This window comes from Bacillus sp. RC51, from assembly GCF_044908115.1.
Taxonomy (GTDB): domain Bacteria; phylum Bacillota; class Bacilli; order Bacillales; family Bacillaceae_G; genus Bacillus_A; species Bacillus_A mycoides.
The window spans coordinates 199939-215293 of the sequence record NZ_JBIYCW010000008.1; the positions used below are offsets into that span (position 1 = coordinate 199939).

13 protein-coding genes and 1 other annotated feature are annotated in these 15355 nt (G+C 34.2%); of the genes, 7 read left to right on the plus strand and 6 right to left on the minus strand.

The features are described 5' to 3' along the window. Positions 1–73 precede the first annotated feature (73 nt). The 3 genes from ABH959_RS17735 to ABH959_RS17745 all read left to right on the plus strand — a co-directional run bounded on the left by ABH959_RS17735 (position 74) and on the right by ABH959_RS17745 (position 1566). Complete coding sequence (locus ABH959_RS17735; protein ID WP_404492986.1) at positions 74–757, plus strand: YhfC family glutamic-type intramembrane protease; 684 nt, start codon at positions 74–76, stop codon at positions 755–757. Further along, positions 754–1140, plus strand: a complete 387-nt coding sequence (locus ABH959_RS17740) for a DUF3887 domain-containing protein (protein ID WP_113937584.1) — start codon at positions 754–756, stop codon at positions 1138–1140. Before ABH959_RS17735 ends, ABH959_RS17740 begins: the two co-directional genes overlap by 4 nt. A 114-nt stretch (positions 1141–1254) precedes the next feature. Then, a complete protein-coding gene (locus tag ABH959_RS17745) occupies positions 1255–1566 on the plus strand; it encodes a hypothetical protein (protein ID WP_113937583.1) in 312 nt (103 codons plus the stop codon). Between the two features lie 42 nt (positions 1567–1608). On the opposite strand, the gene ABH959_RS17750 is transcribed toward ABH959_RS17745, so the two are convergent. From ABH959_RS17750 to ABH959_RS17760, 3 genes are all read right to left on the minus strand, one after another. Then, positions 1609–1824 (minus strand): helix-turn-helix domain-containing protein, encoded by a 216-nt coding sequence (locus tag ABH959_RS17750; protein ID WP_002084833.1) that lies wholly within the window; start codon positions 1822–1824, stop codon positions 1609–1611. Between the two features lie 10 nt (positions 1825–1834). Further along, on the minus strand, positions 1835–2317 hold the full coding sequence (locus tag ABH959_RS17755; RefSeq protein ID WP_002032872.1) for a DUF2975 domain-containing protein: 483 nt from the start codon (positions 2315–2317) through the stop codon (positions 1835–1837). Positions 2318–3081: 764 nt separating this feature from the next. Continuing rightward, a complete protein-coding gene (locus ABH959_RS17760) occupies positions 3082–3672 on the minus strand; it encodes a hypothetical protein (RefSeq protein ID WP_113937582.1) in 591 nt (196 codons plus the stop codon). Between the two features lie 629 nt (positions 3673–4301). On the opposite strand from ABH959_RS17760, the gene desA reads away from it, so the two are divergent. Then, positions 4302–5333: a Delta(5) desaturase DesA gene (gene desA / locus ABH959_RS17765; RefSeq protein ID WP_219302844.1), complete on the plus strand. Its 1032-nt coding sequence runs from the start codon at positions 4302–4304 to the stop codon at positions 5331–5333. Positions 5334–5874: 541 nt separating this feature from the next. Here desA and proC read toward each other — a convergent pair. Continuing rightward, a complete protein-coding gene (gene proC, locus ABH959_RS17770) occupies positions 5875–6693 on the minus strand; it encodes a pyrroline-5-carboxylate reductase (RefSeq protein ID WP_113937579.1) in 819 nt (272 codons plus the stop codon). 339 nt (positions 6694–7032) lie between these two features. Next, positions 7033–7243 (plus strand) — a binding site (T-box leader). A gap of 144 nt (positions 7244–7387) precedes the next feature. Here proC and proB point away from each other — a divergent pair. Both proB and ABH959_RS17780 read left to right on the plus strand, forming a co-directional pair. Continuing rightward, positions 7388–8491, plus strand: a complete 1104-nt coding sequence (proB, locus tag ABH959_RS17775; RefSeq protein ID WP_404492987.1) for a glutamate 5-kinase — start codon at positions 7388–7390, stop codon at positions 8489–8491. A gap of 123 nt (positions 8492–8614) precedes the next feature. Further along, the gene (locus tag ABH959_RS17780) at positions 8615–9862 is read left to right on the plus strand and encodes a glutamate-5-semialdehyde dehydrogenase (protein WP_113937577.1); all 1248 of its coding nucleotides are present in this window, start codon (positions 8615–8617) and stop codon (positions 9860–9862) included. A gap of 77 nt (positions 9863–9939) precedes the next feature. Here ABH959_RS17780 and ABH959_RS17785 read toward each other — a convergent pair whose 3' ends face one another. Both ABH959_RS17785 and ABH959_RS17790 read right to left on the minus strand, forming a co-directional pair. After that, entirely contained in the window at positions 9940–11133 is a 1194-nt protein-coding gene (locus ABH959_RS17785; protein WP_002084844.1) for a NupC/NupG family nucleoside CNT transporter, read from the minus strand. A gap of 363 nt (positions 11134–11496) precedes the next feature. Next, entirely contained in the window at positions 11497–12732 is a 1236-nt protein-coding gene (locus tag ABH959_RS17790; RefSeq protein ID WP_113937576.1) for a helix-turn-helix domain-containing protein, read from the minus strand. Between the two features lie 136 nt (positions 12733–12868). On the opposite strand from ABH959_RS17790, the gene ABH959_RS17795 reads away from it, so the two are divergent. Further along, positions 12869–15160: a glycoside hydrolase family 3 C-terminal domain-containing protein gene (locus ABH959_RS17795; RefSeq protein WP_404492989.1), complete on the plus strand. Its 2292-nt coding sequence runs from the start codon at positions 12869–12871 to the stop codon at positions 15158–15160. The last annotated feature ends 195 nt before the right edge of the window (positions 15161–15355 follow it).

Genomic DNA, 15355 nt, shown 5'->3' on the forward strand with positions numbered 1-15355 from the left:
TGAAACCGAATAGGAAAGAACTACATACTTTCTTCACTCGTTTTTATACACTTCAAGTAAGAGGTGAAACGAGATGAATGGTCTTATTTTTACAGCGTGTATAAGTATAGGGTTACCGCTTGTTGCACTTTTATATGCTTTTTGGAAGAAACGTTATATCCCGTATATGTTAGGCGTATTGGCATTTGTTGTATCACAAATTTTAATCCGTATACCAATACTGAATTATTTAAATGGAAATAGCACAGCTTTTTCAATGTTGAGTGTCATGCAGCCTATATTATTTGTGATTATGCTTAGTTTGTCAGCTGGTATTTTTGAAGAGATAGCTCGTTTTATTGCAATACGTTATTTTATGAAACAACGAGATTGGCAGTCTGGATTTTTATTCGGAGTAGGGCACGGTGGTATTGAGGCGGTGTTGATAGTTGGTATCCCGGTAATATCTCTATTATTGTCACAAACAGTCATTCAAAATGGTGACAGTTACTATTTCGGCGGTATTGAGCGCATCTTCGCGATGATATTGCATATTGGACTTTCCTTCATTGTATTACAAGCTGTCGTCCAAAAGAAATTCCGTTATGTTGTATATGCAATTCTCATCCATGGGACCGCAAATGCATTAGCTGGCATTATATCTCTATATGTACCAGGGAAAAACGGGATCATTATGTCAGAAGTTTCAATAGCAATTTGTGCTTTACTTCTATTTAGTTATAGTTTCATCTTAAAAAGAAAGGGTGTATTAAAATGAAAAGAATGTTACTCATTATTATAAGTGCTATTGCGGCGTTCGCACTTGCAGCATGTACTGGTAATAAAGTAGATGAAAGTACTTCAAAAAAGTTTATTCCGAAAGCGGAAGAGATTGTAACGTTACTAAATGAAGCTAAGTATAAAGAAGTACATGAAAAATTTGATAGTAAAATGAAATCAGCCTTATCAGAAGAGCAAATGAAAGAACTTACTCCTATAATTGAAAAAGCTGGTACATTCGAAAAAATTGAGAAAAAATCGATTGAAGAAAAAGATGGTTTATATACTGTTATTCTTGTAGCAAAGTATAGTAAAGAACAACGTACCTTTATCGTAACTTATAACGATAAAGAAGAAATAGCTGGGTTAGTAATTAGGTAGAAATGTAATGGCAGATAAGGTGGTTGTGTCCACTTTATCTGTTTTTTTGTTTTAACCAAATTATGGTTATTCATGCTAATATGAACACATAGCTATATAAAAGGGGTGGGTATTATGAAAATCGAAATAGTTCCCAAAAAGAAGTACAGTATAATAAGCTATATATCTTTACTCATCGGAATTATGTGTTTTTTATTCGTTTTTATAACTCCGACGAGAATAGCGAATGCGGGAAATATAGTTGGAGATTATGTAACGATTGCTCTTACAGGTGTAGGTATTATACTTTCAATAATTACAATGACGAAACAAACAGAGAAGAAGGCAATTGCAATTATCTCATTAATACTTTCCTCATCATTTTTTATTTTTTGGATTATCGCGATTATCTTATTGTTTACTGGGCAAATAAGTTTTGCGCCTTAATGAGCGATAAAAAGAGTCCTTCATTACGAGAAGGACTCTTTTTTATTCGCTATCTTCAGGTTGATATTCTAAAATATCCCCAGGCTGGCATTCTAATGCTTTACAAATAGCATCTAAAGTTGTAATTCTAATTGCTTTTGCTTTTCCATTTTTTAATATAGAAAGGTTAGCCATTGTAATTCCAACCTTCTCCGAAAGCTCTGTTACACTCATTTTTCTTTTAGCTAACATTACATCAATATTAATTATTATTGCCATGTTATTCACCTCAGACCGTTAAATCATTTTCTGATTTTATATCTATCGCATCTTTTAAAAGTCTTTGGAGAACGGCAGCAAAGACTGCGATAACCATTGAAGCAAAGATTAGGAGCATACCAAGTATAATAATACCTGGTGCATCATCTCTCTCTGCTACAAGATAGAAGAGTGGCATACCTACCACATATAAAATACTGATTGTTACTGCGCAGTTTTTTATCTTTTTTAAAGCCCTAACAGATAATTTCGAGAAAGCGTTACCCTTGTCAATGAAGCTTACAAGTTTAAAGGCTTGATATAGAGCAAAATAAAAAGGTATCACGGTTGCATATAGATTGATTAAAACAAGATATTTTATAAATGCAATATCCGGGAACAATTCTGCTGCATATTTCCCTATGTTAGGAACTAAAAATATACATAAAGCAAGAACAGGGATTCCAATCAGAATAATAGCTGTCTTTAAAAAGAGTGTTGATCCTTGTTTCATATAAAGCACCTCATTTATTAATTATCTATTTAATCTAACATGAAATTTATCGTTTAACAATAAATTTTTATTTATTATAATCTTGTTTTTATTGTTAAACCAATTTTGTATTTTAATAAAGATAATCATTCCTTCTTTCTGTAAATGATGTTATGTTAAAAGTAACGATTAAGTCGTTCTTATCCCGCTATTTGTGGGAGTCGGGCTGCCCGTAAAAGCCCGATTGGTGAAGGCTAATAATCAGTGGGGATTGAAAAAAAAACCTCTGATTAAAGTTTCACTTTATAGATAATAATTAATATGATTATATCTTTAGAATTTCTTCAACTACTACAAATAAATGAACAGTAAAAAGCCGATTATCCTTTAGATTACAAGAAATCGGCTTTTTTATATAAAAGATTGCTTAGCGTACGAAAATCGCTTTTTGTTGGCAGTGCCCTGTCACAATCAAGCTGAGAAAAACAAATAATCCAAAACGAGAAAATTCTTAAGTTGATGGATGTGTGATGCTACTCCTATGTTAAGGTTCGAGTCATTTGAAACAGCAACCTCTATATTGAGTGGTGTTAAAGCGACGTATATGATAAAAAAGATGTATCGCTTGTAAAAAAATTGCATCACCTTGAATGAGCTAATACGACAAGAATCCGTTTCGGGCCTAATTAGGGAATGCAGTACAGATCAGTATATAGTATACAAGCATTCCCTTTCTATAAATACGGTATGTTTTTAATATAATTAAAAGAAAATTTTTGTGTTCTTTAATATGATGTGACATAATACCAGTTTTTTTCTATTTTTGTGATTTCTTTATATTCATTATTAAAGTCGTATTTGTTTGGTTTAGTATCATTTGGTGTATAAATAAATCCTGAAAAATTATCTAATATACCACGATAAGTAAAAAAGAAAACAGAAATACCATTTTTATTTTGTTGAATAATTACATCCCCACCGTTTTTGGAAGTGGATGCAAACTGTTTAGGTAAATGAATTTGTCTACTATCATAATGAACATTAGGAGTTAACTCTTTATGTTCTATACGTGCTATAACTTTTTCACGGTCTTCTTTATAGATAATAAAATCTAAATTTATATAAATCTCATTAAATGGTATACATATCCAAGTAATTATTATGATTAATTGAATAATTAACGGTTTCCAATTTTTGTATTTGATAAGATGTATGATTGTGAAAATTAATATCAAGAAAAACAATCCATGAACTATTATTGAAAGAAATGGCATAACAAATGGGGTAAGGAATTCAACTAAATACCATTTGAAAAAATGATAAAGTATAAGAGCGAGACCGCTTATTAATGTAATTTTGGTTAAATTCTTATTCAAATTTTGAATCTCCTTTCTATATTAAAAACTATGTGATTTTAGTATGAATATAAAATATATTTTTTCATAAATTTCCCTTGTTTTCATTTTATTAACTTTGTGTGATTAATATTTTGAATATATCATAGATTTAAAATTAAATAAACGGACGTTGAATTTTTATATTTTATATAGAATAACAGTTAAATAAAAGTGAGGGAAGTTTTCAAAATAGACTAGTTTTTTATTTGAAATGTAATTTGATTAGTTTCATGAAATAGATCCAGTTCCGGTAAAATCAATTGCAACAAGTGAACATTACGAGACTAAGAGGAGCATATCAAAGTCGGTGACACCGACTTATGGGACAGTTCACTTCTGATTGTGGAAACGGGGCAGTACAGAAGTGGAAAAATTCTGTGTTTCTTTTTAATTAATATATTTATTTGGAAAAACTTCGAAATTTCCGGCACAAATGCTCCTTCTATCCTATAATAGAAGCTATTCTGGACGTAAGTAATTTGTAAGGAATGAGTAAGAAAAAAGAGATTTTCATAGTATAAAATATTTATTATACCTACGTATAACACCTGCTACTAATAATGTGTTATAATACGAATTAGCAACATAAAGGAAAGGAATTAGAAAAAATGACCTTACAAAATACTAAAAATTTAAAAAAACAAGTTGCTCCTTTTGAAAAATCAACGGCAAAAAAAAGTGTTTGGCAAATCATCAATACGGTAGTGCCATTTATTATCTTATGGTACCTTGCTTATAAAAGTTTGTCCGTTTCTTATTGGTTAGCATTAGTTCCAGCTGTGTTAGCCGCTGGATTTATGACACGGGTTTTCATTATTTTTCATGATTGTACCCATCATTCTTTCTTTAAAAGCCGTCGTGTAAATAGAATAGTAGGGACATGTATGGGTGTTTTAACTTTATTCCCGTTTGATCAATGGGGGCATGAGCATTCCGTTCATCACGCTACAAGTGGTAATTTGGATAAGCGAGGTACAGGAGATATTTGGACGCTTACAGTGAATGAATATTTGGCAGCGCCATTTAGACTCCGTTTAGCATATCGTTTATATCGCAACCCATTCGTTATGTTTGTGTTAGGTCCGATTTATGTTTTTCTACTTAAAAATAGATTTAACAGAAAAGGTGCTAGAAAGAAGGAACGCATGAACACCTATTTGACGAATGTTTTAATTGTTGCTTTAGTAGGGTTACTTTGCTGGGCAATCGGATGGCAATCGTTTCTTTTAGTACATGGTTCCATATTCTTAATAGCAGGTTCAATAGGTATTTGGCTGTTTTACGTACAGCACACATTCGAGGATTCTTATTTTGAAGAAGATAAAGAGTGGGAATATGTGAAAGCGGCAGTGGAAGGAAGTTCTTTTTATAAACTACCTAAAATCTTGCAATTTTTAACTGGTAATATTGGATTTCATCATGTTCACCATTTAAGTCCAAGAGTACCTAACTATAAACTAGAAGAGGCACACAATAATACGCTTCCTTTAAAGAATGTACCAACGATTACTCTTGCTACAAGTTTGCGGTCACTCCGTTTCCGTCTTTGGGATGAGCAAAACAACAATTTTGTTAGCTTTAAAGACGCCAAAAAATTAGTGAAAAACAATGTTTCTATTCCAGTAAAATCAGAACTATAACTTCATCAAATATGACTGACTCCCCTTAATCATTTTCGATTTAAGGGGAGTTTTTGTTTAACTAGTAGATGCACGATATGTAGAAAACTTAAATGATTTAAATTGTAATGGAGGTGGATTAGGAATAGTAGGTATTAATATTAGAGGACGATAAAAATATTATGTTAACAATTTGAGGCGATTGATATTACTTTTTTCAATAGATATTATGCTTAGTCTCTGAGTATATTTCATCTGGTATGTATCATGTCTTTTACAAGAAACGTATGATTTAAAACTTAATACAATCTGCAGAAAATACATATAAAAATGATGTTACCTTAATGATAAAAGGGTATTACGCTATAAAATAAATGATAATAAGAACAGTGAAATTATTTTAAGATAACAAAATACAAAACGGACAAACTCAATTATCCTTGAATTTGTCCGTTCAGTTACTGGTGAAAAAGGAGGAGTATGTAAATGTAATGTACATATAGTCTAAAACTGTTTAAAGATATGTGAATGTATTTAAAGTGGGTTTCTTTACACTTATTTATTACTTTTTAGTTTGCCTAGATAGTTCAACAGACTTTTGCGTACAACGCTGCATAGCTGAAATGATGGCTGTTCGTAAGCCTTTTTCCTCTAATGTTGCTACAGCTTCTATCGTTGTTCCGCCAGGGGAACAAACCATATCTTTCAATTCACCTGGATGTATGCCTGTTTCTAGTACCATTTTTGCAGAGCCTAACACAGCTTGAGCAGCGAATTTATATGCTTGATTTCTAGGCATACCATTTAATACAGCTGCATCTGCCATCGCTTCTATAATCATATATACGTATGCTGGCGACGAACCACTTACAGATGTTACAACGTCCATTAATTTTTCGCTTACGATCTCTGTTTGACCAAAGCTATTGAAAATGTTTAGCACATCTTCTAAATCTTTTTCTGTCACCATTTCATTAGGGCATAACGCAGACATTCCTTCTCCAACAAGAGCAGGGGTGTTAGGCATTACTCTTACAACCTTTAATTTTTTAGCAAAAGCCTCTTCAGTACTTTTAATGCTTTTCCCGGCAGCGATCGTTACGACGATAACATCGTTTTTGATTATTTCTTTTATTTCGTTAATGATTGATGCGTATAGGTCTGGTTTAATTGATAAAATTAAAATATCAGCATTTTTAGCTACTTCATTGTTGTCAGTAGTTGTAGTTAGCCCATATTTTTCACTAGCATTTTTTAAATTCGTAGTGTTTAAATCCGAACAAAGAATATTATTTGCAGACACTATCTTTTTGTTTAGCATCCCACCAATCATAGCCATTCCCATATTTCCGCAACCGATGAATCCAATTTGTTTATCCATAATAACTCAATCTTGCTCCTTTTATAATAAATTATATCATTTTGAAATTGTTATCTTAAAATAACAATAACATCTCCATGCAATATAAAGAAACATTCTAAGAGAATATATTCCTTTTTGCAACACCAAAAGTTGAAAATCAATTATATTCGACAATATGTAAATATATACACTTTAATTTTAGGTTTTATGTTGATGAATATGAGTTAAACTTATATCGATTTGTATTTTCATTCAGTAGGGTAATAAATTCATACAAGTAACTTGCCGCTCTATTTATTTTTAAAAATACTTCTTGACACCAAATCAAATTATATCGCATAATATAAAAAATTAAACCGAAAATCGTTGAAGGGAAATAGTACATATGTCTTCTTGCGAAAGAGAGTGGAATTCACCGGCTGAAAGATTCCTCGTATAGAATATATCGAACCTATCCCTGAGTCTTAAATGAAAGTTTAGGCGTTCGCCTGCGTTATAGGCACCAAGTGGATATCTATGTATATCAATTAAGGTGGTACCGCGGAACAATGACCGTTTCGTCCTTTTTATTTTATTAAGGGCGAAGTGGTCATTTTTATTTTGCTCTTTAATAGGCTAGGTGCAGCACTGATAAGAATAGAAGCCGCTGTAAGCTGTATGAATAGAAGTGAAATTTATAAAAACTTTGATTTTAGACTTGGGGGATAAAAAAGTGAGAAAGCAAAGAATTGTTGTAAAGATTGGGAGCAGTTCCTTGGCAGCAAGTCATGGAGGCATCTGTAAAGAACAACTTTCAGATCACGTTGCTGCATTGGCACGATTGAAAGAGGAAGGGCATGAAGTTTTGTTGATTACATCTGGGGCAGTCGCTGCAGGTTTTTCGGCTCTAGGGTATCCTAGCAGACCTGTGACAATTAAAGGGAAACAGGCTGCTGCCGCTGTCGGGCAAAGTTTATTAATGCAGGCGTACACGGAGGAATTCCGTAAATATGGTATCGTTACTGCACAACTTTTACTAACGAGAAGTGACTTTTCTAGAAAAGAACAATACAGTAACGCTTACGCTACTTTAGGAGAGCTACTAAATCGTTCCGCTCTTCCTATAATCAATGAAAATGATTCCATTTCTTTAGAAGAGCTGACGTTCGGTGATAATGATATGCTGTCAGCTTTAGTAAGCGGACTTGTTTCGGCGGATATGCTCATGATTTTTACAGATGTGAACGGTTTATATGACCAAAATCCTCAGAAAAATGCGGATGCGAAAAAATATCATTTCCTTCCTGAGGTAACGGAAGAAATTGCTTCTCTTGCTGGAGATGCGGGCTCAAAACTTGGGACTGGCGGTATGAAATCAAAAATCGATGCTGCAAAGACGGCACTATCTCTTGGAGTGAGTGTATTTATCGGAACGGGATGTGGACAGGAGAAGTTTTTAGATGTTATGAAGGGCAAAGGTGATGGAACATATATCGGGAATGCTCCTCAAAAAGTGATTAAGATGAACAAGCAATGGATCGCCTTGCATTCGCTTGTTAGCGGACAAATTGAAGTAGATGCGGGGGCAGCTTCTGCCATCATTCAGCATGGTAAGAGTCTTCTTCCTGCTGGTGTTACAAATGTGTCAGGATTTTTCCAAGTGGGCGAAGTCGTGGAAGTAATCACGCAACAAGGGCGCGTAATAGGAAAAGGACAATGCACATATAGCGCAGAGGAACTAAAGGATCTAAAAGGTATGCAGAGCCAAGATATTCAAGCAAGAGGGGAAAGGCATAATTATGAAGTTATCCATAGGGATCATTGGGTTTCATTTTAAGAATAGCGAGGGCAGAGTCCACTGCTCAAATTCTTTAATTCCATAGGCGGGAAACACTTAGTTGGTGGAGATAAACGGGTCTTTAATTTTTACTTATTAACTTTTTAAAAGGAGGAAATAAAAATGAATGAAGTGTTGGCAAAGGGGAAAAAGGCGAAAGAAATTGCTAGAGAACTTGTACTTAAATCTACAAATCAAAAAAACGAAGCACTTGCTGCGATTGCTGATCAGATGATAGTAGAAACAGCTTATATTTTAGAGGAAAACAAACGGGATATTGAAGAAGGGAAGGCAAAAGGATTTTCTGATTCTCTTCTTGATCGTCTTATGCTGAATGAACAGCGTATCATTGATATGACTGAAGGTATTAAGCAACTAATTGATTTACGTGATCCTGTTGGAGAATGTGTTAGTGCATGGGAACGACCAAATGGACTGTCTATTCAGGAGATGCGCGTACCACTTGGTGTTGTCGGAATGATTTACGAGGCAAGGCCGAATGTGACAGTGGATGCTGCTACAATTTGCTTAAAAACAGGAAACGCAGTAATACTACGTGGTAGTTCTTCTGCTATTCATTCTAACAAAGCCATCGTTAGCGTTATTCACCGGGCGCTCAAACAAACAAGCTTGCCTTCAGAAAGTGTGCAGCTCATAGAAGATACAACGCGCGATAGTGCAAAGCAGTTGTTTACATTGAATGAGTACTTGGATGTTCTTATTCCAAGAGGCGGCAAGCAGTTAATAGATACTGTAGTGAGAGAAGCATCTGTTCCAGTACTTGAAACAGGTGCGGGAAATTGTCATATTTTTATTGATGAAACAGCAAATAAACAAATGGCAATTGATATTATTATAAACGCAAAAACGCAGCGTCCATCTGTATGTAATGCAATTGAAACGATTATACTTCATGAGAATTGGGCGCAGCAATTTGGTAGCGAGCTATTTTCTTCCTTGAAGGAAAGAGGCGTGGAGCTACGTGGTGATAATAAAGCATTGGCAATTGATTCTTCTATTGCATTAGCTTCAGAAGAAGACTGGGAAACAGAGTTTTTATCTCTCACACTGGCAGTTAAAGTGGTTTCCACTACGGAAGAAGCGATTCATCACATAAATACGTATGGATCTATGCATTCCGAAGCGATTATTACAGAAAACGAGGAAAGCGTCAGTAAGTTTTTCACATCTGTTGATGCGGCTGCACTGTATCATAATGCATCAACTCGTTTTACTGATGGATCTGAATTCGGATTCGGCGCAGAAATTGGCATCAGTACACAAAAGCTACATGTAAGGGGACCAATGGGGTTACCTGCATTAACTTCCACAAAATATGTGATTCGTGGGAATGGACAGATTCGGGGATAAGAATTATAAAAGAACAAGTAATAAGATGAAGACACCCAATTCAGTTTAAGTGTCTTCATCTTATTACAATTATTCATTTACCATACAAAAAGCCCCACAAGCATAGCACTTAATAAGGAAACAGCCATTCCGCTAACAAGAAGCTTCCAAACATTTTTACCGATTATTGATGATTTTTCCCCGCCAAATAAAGAATTGTATGTTCCATAAATCATACCTACTGTACTAAAGTTTGCAAAAGAAGCTAGAAATGTTGTGGCAACTGCAATTGTATGTGGTTGTAAAGACTTTAGGTTTGATTTTAAATCCATCATTGCAACAAATTCATTCGTTGTTATTTTTATCCCCATTAATTCAGCTACATACATAGCATCTTTTCCTGATAAACCGAGTAAAAAAGCAAAGGGGCTAAAGATAATAGAGAAGATTTTTTGAATTGTTAAACCTGTTACAAAAAAGCTCAAAATACCATTTAAACATGCTGTTAATGCTACATACCCAATTACCATCGCTAAAATAACAATAACCATATTCATCCCAACTAACATACTGTTTGAAATAGTAGAAAAGAAATCTTTTTTTTCATTTTTTGAAGGTGAATAAATAACATCCTCTTCTTTAGTAACTTCTACAGGATTTAAAACATTAGCCAAGATTAATGCGTTAATACAGTTTAAAGGAATAGCGCTGAAAATATATGTTGCTGGAACCATTGATAGATAAGCACCAAGAATGGATCCGCTGACGCTACTCATACTCATAATTCCAAAAGTCAACAAACGATTTTCTTTTAACACAGATAATTGATCACGAACAACTGCAAGTGCTTCCGTATTTCCTAAAAACATCATTTGAATGGAAAAGAAGCTTTCTAACTTTGGTAAACGAGAAATCTTTGAAATGATTGCACCAACTTTATCAATAATCCAAGTTAAGATTCCAAAATACGAAAGAATATCAAAGAAAGTGATAACAAAAATGATAGGAAGTAAGGCGCTAAAGAAGAAATCAACTGTTTGATTTTCCATAGCTGAAGGAAATACAAATCGAATTCCTTCATTCGCACATGATAGTAGCCAACTGAAAAATGACGCAATTTTATTAATGATAATACTGCCCAATTTCGTGCCTAACATAAACCACGTAATAAAAAGCTCCAATATTATTAGAATAACAATTGGTCTCCATTTTATTTTTCTTTTATTAGGCGAACATAGGAAAACGATTAATATTACAACGAAAATCCCTAACATATTTAATATGAAATGCATGTCAACAACTCCTTGAGGCTTATCCCGCATTAACAGGCAGTAAGACTTCCACCTCAAAATTCGCGAATGCGAGGGAGTTGGTGGGAGTTAACTGCCCATAAATGCCCGATTGGTGAAGGCTAATAATCAGTGGGGATGGACAAAACTCCCACTGATTAAAGTTTCGCTTTATTATTTGTATATAAAAAAGCCTCTATTCTTCCAAATTTGGATTATGATCAGAAGTTATGAAGAATGTAAATTATGTTTGGGATTAGTCTATTTCAATTTATGTACTAAAAATTAATGTTTTTTCGCTTTATAAAGGATATGTATTAATAATGTAAAGCAACAAAATAAATCTATTGGTAGAACGAAGGAGAATTAATAGCTGCATCCATTTTTAAATTGTTTAGGTGAAATACCAGTATGTTTTTTAAAAATCTTTGTAAAATGACTTTGGTCGTGAAAATTTAATAATGTAGAAATTTCGGATATAGAATGTCTCGTATAAGTCATTAACTTTTTTGACTCATCTACTTTGGCACGCTGAATATATTCATTTAGAGAAATTCCAACTTCTTTTTTGAAAAGGGAAGATAGATAACTAGGGTTTAATGTGACTATTTCTGCAAGGATAGTTAGTGTAATATCACCATAAAGATGAGTAAATATATAATTTTGGCATTCGTTTATAGGTTTGGAATGTTGCTGCATTGTACCATTTTTGACACGTTCTGCAAACTCAAGTAAAGCATTCTCCAAAAAAGGGGCAATTGCTTCATTTTTATGTATTTCTTCGAGTTTTTGTATAAATAAATCGCTAAGAGTATATGCGATTTCAGGGAAAAGTCCTCCTTCTATCGCAGATCTAGTTGCAAGTGTAATAGCTGCAATGGCAGAATTTTTTTGGCTTCGCAGGTGACTCGTCTTTGATAACACCCCAAGCTCTCCTGATTCAGGTAATCTCCTTAGATTTTTAATTAAATCATCCTTTTTCCCTTGCTTAATACACTCAAATATTTTCCTCTCGGCTAGTGGATCGATATGAGTTAATGTACTTTGTCGTTGCTCCGATATATGTATTTCAGGCTGTTCAATTTTAAATTCCATCTTTTTTACAAGCATGTTTTTTTGCAGAACATCTGCTATGTTCAATTGTTTCTGATACAGCATGTAATAAAGCACTAAACTTATATTTAAAAAACTCAAATTATTTAATACGGGTAGAGAACGATAATATCGAATCATTTCTTCTTTGTCTATTTTTAGTTGAAGATCATTAACGATACCTTTAATTGATGTTTCTGATAGCCTGGAATAAAGGACGGGTCCAACAATGATGTTCCCACTAATTTGGTCGTTCAAACGCAGATTAATTGCGAAAAAATTTTCAAGAAAGGCTGTCTCTTCTAATGACGGAAAAGTAAAGGGAGGCTGTTCTTTAAATATTTCATTAAGTATCGCCTCTTTTGAAGAATACATAGGGTTATGCTGAATATTGGACGAGATTTCAAATACTAAATCTCCATTGTTATTAAGAAAATAGACAGGTGTTTTATGTACGTCAAAGACTAGTTTACAAATATAATATAAATCCTCTAGTTTGGAGAAACTCATTATTTTAACCTCTATTCTTTAAAAATCAGCTAAATTTTTTACCAGTATTCTAAAAAATATACCATAATATCTAAAAAATAATAACTATAATGACATTAAGAAAACGTTTACTTAATTATTTTTTAGGAGGGCTATCATGAAAAGGGATATTAAGAAAATCATTTCACAAATGACATTAGAAGAAAAGGCAAGTCTATGTTCTGGATTAGACTTTTGGAATACAAAAGGGATTGAGCGATTAGGAATTCCTTCAATTATGGTAACTGATGGACCACACGGACTTAGAAAACAGGCAGAGGGAGCAGATCACTTAGGGATTTATAACAGTATTCCAGCGACTTGTTTCCCTTCAGCAGTAGGGTTAGCAAGTACATGGAATAAAGAATTAATAAAACAAGTAGGAGTTGCATTAGGAGAAGAATGTCAGGCTGAAAATGTAGGAGTTCTCCTTGGACCAGGTGCAAATATAAAACGTTCGCCGCTATGCGGAAGAAACTTTGAATATTTTTCAGAGGACCCGTATTTATCATCACAAATGGCTGCAAACCATGTTAAAGGCGTACAAAGTCAAGGGGTTGGAACGTCATTAAAACATTTCGCTGCTAATAATCAGGAGCATCGCAGAATGTCTGTAGATGCAATTGTTGATGAAAGAACATTGCGTGAAATCTATCTTGCTAGCTTTGAAGATGTTATTAAGGAAGCACAGCCTTGGACAGTAATGAGCGCTTACAACAAAGTGAATGGTGAATACGCTTCGGAAAATAACTATTTATTAAATGATATTTTAAAAGATGAATGGGGATTTGAAGGTTTTGTCGTTTCTGATTGGGGTGCAGTAAATGAGCGTGTTGCAAGTTTAGCTAACGGTTTGGAGTTAGAAATGCCTTCAAGCTTTGGAATTGGTGAGAAGAAAATTGTCGACGCAGTTAACTGTGGTGAGCTATCTGTAGAAAAGCTTGATCAAGCGGCAGAGCGTCTTCTTTACATTATTTTTAAAGCTTATGATAACCAATTAGAAAACGCTGTGTATAGTAAGGACGCGCATCATCAGCTTGCAAGAGAAGTTGCAAGTGAAAGTATGGTTATGTTACAAAATGAAGCTTCCATTCTTCCGCTGAAAAAAAAGGGAACGGTAGCAGTAATTGGAGGATTTGCAAAGCAACCACGTTTTCAAGGTGGCGGAAGCTCTCATATTAATCCAACAAATCTTGAAAGTATTCTCGAAGAAATTGAAACGGTATCAGGTGAAAAAACGAACATATTATTTGCCCAAGGCTATGACATTGCAAGTGATGATGTAAATGAAAGCATGGTTAATGAAGCAAAAAAAATAGCAGAGCGAGCAGATACAGCGGTCCTTTTCGTTGGACTTCCAGATCGTTATGAATCTGAAGGCTTTGATCGAAAGCATTTACAGATGCCAGAAAATCATGTGCAATTAATTGAGGCTATCGCTGAAGTTCAAAGTAATATCGTTGTAGTTTTAAGTAACGGTGCTCCAATTGAAATGCCATGGATAGGTAAAGTAAAAGGAATACTTGAAGGCTATTTAGGTGGCCAAGCATTAGGCGGGGCGATTGCCGATATATTATTTGGTGATGCGAATCCAAGCGGGAAATTAGCGGAAACATTCCCGAAAGTGTTAAGCGATAATCCTTCTTACTTAAACTTCCCTGGTGAAGGGGACAAAGTGGAATACAAAGAAGGTGTGTTCGTCGGATACCGTTACTACGATGCGAAAAATATTGAACCGTTGTTCCCATTTGGTTTTGGATTAAGCTATACAAATTTTGAGTATAGTAATCTTTCAATAAATAAGAAAGAGATAACGGATACGGACACTGTTTCTATCAGTGTGAACGTGAAAAATACTGGCAGTATAGCAGGGAAAGAAATTGTTCAGCTTTATATAAAAGATGTTGAAAGTAGTATGACTCGTCCTGAAAAAGAGCTAAAAGGATTTGAAAAAGTAGAATTGCAGCCGGGAGAAGAAAAAACGGTTAGCTTTACTTTAAATAAAAGATCATTTGCTTATTATAATGTTGAATTAAAGGACTGGCATGTTGAAACAGGTGAATTCGAGATTTTAGTAGGAAAGTCTTCAAAAGAGATCGTTTTACATGATAGCATGTATGTTCAATCAACGACTATAACTCAAAAACCAGTGCATCGTAATACGTTACTAGGGGACATATTTACGGACCCAATCTTAGCACCAATCGCAAAAGGGCTTATGGAAAAAGCATTAAAAGATAGTCCGTTTGGTAGTATGGCTGAAGGGGATAGTGATGCCTCTGAAATGATGGATGCTATGTTGAACTATATGCCATTACGAGCATTAGTGAACTTTAGCGCAGGTGCTTTTACAGAAGAAATGTTAAGTGAAATAATTTGGATATTGAACGATGCGCAGATGAATCGATAAGTATGAATGAACTTTTTATCCCATATTAATGGCCCGGAAATGCCTGATTGGTTTGGGTTAATAATTAGTGGGGGAGGGAAAAAATCCCATTGATTAAAGTTTTACTTTATCCATTGAACATTCTTTGTTGAATATTAATTAAGCTTAATAATTCATTGCAGGATGTTTCTCCAGCACGCAAAAAGGCAAATGAGA

What these genes read in the sequence shown, in the direction of transcription:
- desA (WP_219302844.1), top strand. Translation starts at nt 4,302, where the DNA reads ATGACCTTACAAAATACTAAAAATTTAAAAAAACAAGTTGCTCCTTTT.
- ABH959_RS17745 (WP_113937583.1), top strand. Translation starts at nt 1,255, where the DNA reads ATGAAAATCGAAATAGTTCCCAAAAAGAAGTACAGTATAATAAGCTAT.
- ABH959_RS17755 (WP_002032872.1), bottom strand. Translation starts at nt 2,317, where the DNA reads ATGAAACAAGGATCAACACTCTTTTTAAAGACAGCTATTATTCTGATT.
- ABH959_RS17740 (WP_113937584.1), top strand. Translation starts at nt 754, where the DNA reads ATGAAAAGAATGTTACTCATTATTATAAGTGCTATTGCGGCGTTCGCA.
- proC (WP_113937579.1), bottom strand. Translation starts at nt 6,693, where the DNA reads ATGGATAAACAAATTGGATTCATCGGTTGCGGAAATATGGGAATGGCT.
- ABH959_RS17790 (WP_113937576.1), bottom strand. Translation starts at nt 12,732, where the DNA reads ATGAGTTTCTCCAAACTAGAGGATTTATATTATATTTGTAAACTAGTC.
- ABH959_RS17785 (WP_002084844.1), bottom strand. Translation starts at nt 11,133, where the DNA reads ATGCATTTCATATTAAATATGTTAGGGATTTTCGTTGTAATATTAATC.
- ABH959_RS17780 (WP_113937577.1), top strand. Translation starts at nt 8,615, where the DNA reads ATGAATGAAGTGTTGGCAAAGGGGAAAAAGGCGAAAGAAATTGCTAGA.
- ABH959_RS17795 (WP_404492989.1), top strand. Translation starts at nt 12,869, where the DNA reads ATGAAAAGGGATATTAAGAAAATCATTTCACAAATGACATTAGAAGAA.
- ABH959_RS17750 (WP_002084833.1), bottom strand. Translation starts at nt 1,824, where the DNA reads ATGGCAATAATAATTAATATTGATGTAATGTTAGCTAAAAGAAAAATG.
- ABH959_RS17735 (WP_404492986.1), top strand. Translation starts at nt 74, where the DNA reads ATGAATGGTCTTATTTTTACAGCGTGTATAAGTATAGGGTTACCGCTT.